The organism is Alteromonas sp. ALT199, from assembly GCF_018619335.1.
Lineage (GTDB): Bacteria > Pseudomonadota > Gammaproteobacteria > Enterobacterales > Alteromonadaceae > Alteromonas.
The window spans coordinates 1-2,702 of record NZ_JAHHDX010000142.1; the positions used below are offsets into that span (position 1 = coordinate 1).

A 2,702-nucleotide genomic window follows, 5' to 3' on the forward strand; every position below is an offset into this window, starting at 1 on the left:
GAGGTTTTTATATTAATAGTGTTCACAGGCTAATAAAACCCGCTAACTATAAAAGGTATTAAGCCATAAGCATTGATACACGCTTATTCGTGTAAAACTCTTGCAGACTGTATTTCGAACAGTCTTTACCCACGCCACTTTGCTTCAGGCCACCATGAGGCAATTGCACTGAATAATGCGCTTCGTTTATACACACACTGCCAGCTTGTATGCCTTTAGCTGCACTAAACGCTCTGCTCAAGTTCGTTGTATAAACGTAGGCCGCTAACCCAAACTCTGTATCGTTAGCTTTAGCGATGATGTCATCATCATCAGAGAAAGGAATAATAGACAGTACGGGGCCGAAAATTTCAGTACGCGCGATTTCCATTTCCTCTTTCACGTCAGTAAGAATGGTAGGCTCTAAATAGAAGCCGCTTGCTCTGTCGCTTGGAATACTGCCGCCCAGGGCAATTTCAGCACCATCTTTAACAGCGTCCTCTATTAATTTGAGAATACGACCCCGTTCTTTTTCACTGCTCAACGGGCCCATAAGGCGTTCTGCGTCATCGCCTGTACCTAACTGTATGCCGCTCGCATGAGATACCGCCTTGTCGATAAATTCGGCAACCCGTGATTCATGAACAAAGCATCGGTTTGGCGATACGCAAACTTGACCCGAGTTGCCGTATTTAAGGTTAACGATATCAATCACGGCTTTGTCTAAGTCTGCATCGTCATAAACCACTACAGGTGCGTTTCCGCCAAGTTCTACCGAGAAATGTTTAACGCTGGTGCACGCTGTCTTCATAGCGTTAACGCCGGCTCTGGTAGAACCAATCATGGTAAACAATGCGGTTGTGTCGCTTGTCAGCAGCGGATTAGTATTATCATAGTTATTGCTAGTAATAATATTAATAACACCTGCAGGAAAGCCAACTTGATGGGCAAGCTCTGCGCACTTAAGCGTTGCAAGTGGAGTCACTTGCGAGGGTTTGATGATACAGCTGCAGCCAGACGCTAGAGACGGTGCCAGCTTGTAACCTAAATTAAGAAGCGGGAAGTTCCACGCTAAATACCCCACCACTACGCCCAGTGATTGACGCTGGATGAAATGGTGAAAACGCTCGTCTGGATCCACAATAACCGGCTGTTCTATGCGCTTCGCTTCCTCAACAAAAAAGCGCAAACAATTCGTTAGCATACCAAAATCATATTCTGCGTTATCGCGAGGCTTTCCTGTCTCTTCAATAAGGATTGCAATAATTTCTTCCGCGTTATCTTCAAGAAGTGCAGCATAGTCAAGAATAAGTTCAGCGCGCTTGGAAAGCGGTGTAGAAGACCACTGTTTAAAGCCCTCATCTGCAAAGCTTAGCGCTTCAATGACTTGAGACTCTGAAATGTCAGGCACTTCAGTGATTACTTCACCAGTAGAAGGATTAAATACTGGAAAAGTTTTATCTGCACCTGTTAACTCGCCATTTATCAACATCTTAAACGTATGGTTCATTTTGTCTCCGTTTCGCAAAACACATAAGGTTTCATTGCGTCTAAATTAATCTCTACACCTAAACCAACCCCAGAAGGCACGTGTGCGTCACCATTTTCCACTACCACTTTTTGTGAAAATATATCGTCGCGTAAGGGATTTTCAGTGCGGTCGTATTCTAGGAAAAGTGGTTTCTCTTCCGCTCGGCCCGGCTCGTGATACGCAGTAGCCAAGAAGTGACAAGCACTGGCTAGATTAAACTGGGTTCCCCAAACATGTGGGATCATGTTTAACCCTTGCGAAGAAGCTAAGGTTCTGATTTTAAGCGCTTCACTCGGCCCGCCGCAATAACCCAAGTCGGCTTGCACTAACTGTACACCACCAGTACTTAGTAATTTTTGAAAGCCAAAGCGAGTTTGTTCGCATTCACCGGTAGCAATAGGCGTCATGCATTTATCGCTTAACTGCCTGAACTGCGCTGCATGTTCAGGTGATAACGGCTCTTCAAACCAAGCGTAATTGCACTCATCAAGTACCTGCCCTACTTTTATAGCTTCACTTAAATCAAATGCATGGTTTGAGTCTGCGGCTAATATCGTATTTGGGAAACGCTTGCGAAGGGCACGAATAAAAGCAATATCGAAGTCTGGGTTTTTACCCACTTTAATTTTTAACGCTTTGTAACCTTCATCTACATAGCCCTGCGCTTCTTCAAGTAAATGAGGTAGTAGTTTATCTTCGGGCAAATCGATGTAATACATACCTGTAGCATAACAAGGTACTTTATCTCGGCATTTTCCGCCCATTAAAGTACTTACGCTCTGGCCTAACGCTTTACCTTTTAAGTCCCACAGCGCCATATCAATTCCTGACATTGCCGCTGTCATAACACCAGCCCTTGCAAAGTCTAACGAGGCGCGCCACATATAATGCCACAATGCGTCGGTTGAAAGTGCTTCGTGCCCAATAATACGAGGCGCGTAGAATTTTTCTACTGCTGCCTGAATTACATCTGCTGGGCCATAACACTCTCCCCACCCACTAATACCATTATCAGTAATGATTTCGATAACGAGCACATTACGCTGATTGTAAAACCATTGAGAAAAACCAAAAGGCTGCTCGAGATGACACCGAAGATGATAGGTTTTAATACATTCAATTTTCATTTTAAGACTCAACTTTCACGACAGCCATAGTGGCATATTCTATATCGCCACTGCATTATATAACA

General features: G+C 44.2%; 2 protein-coding genes. Both read right to left on the reverse strand.

Annotation, left to right across the window (positions count from 1 at the left end):
• Window positions 1–58: 58 nt before the first annotated feature.
• Window positions 59–1,489: an aldehyde dehydrogenase family protein gene (locus KL866_RS15370; RefSeq protein WP_214995815.1), complete on the reverse strand. Its 1,431-nt coding sequence runs from the start codon at window positions 1,487–1,489 to the stop codon at window positions 59–61.
• Window positions 1,486–2,637, reverse strand: coding sequence for a mandelate racemase/muconate lactonizing enzyme family protein (locus KL866_RS15375; protein ID WP_214995817.1), 1,152 nt, complete (start codon window positions 2,635–2,637; stop codon window positions 1,486–1,488). The genes KL866_RS15370 and KL866_RS15375 overlap by 4 nt, the downstream gene beginning before the upstream one ends.
• Window positions 2,638–2,702 lie beyond the last annotated feature (65 nt).

Bases quoted from the DNA above. Each gene is read 5' to 3' on its own strand.
- KL866_RS15370 (WP_214995815.1), bottom strand. From the start codon at position 1,489: ATGAACCATACGTTTAAGATGTTGATAAATGGCGAGTTAACAGGTGCA.
- KL866_RS15375 (WP_214995817.1), bottom strand. From the start codon at position 2,637: ATGAAAATTGAATGTATTAAAACCTATCATCTTCGGTGTCATCTCGAG.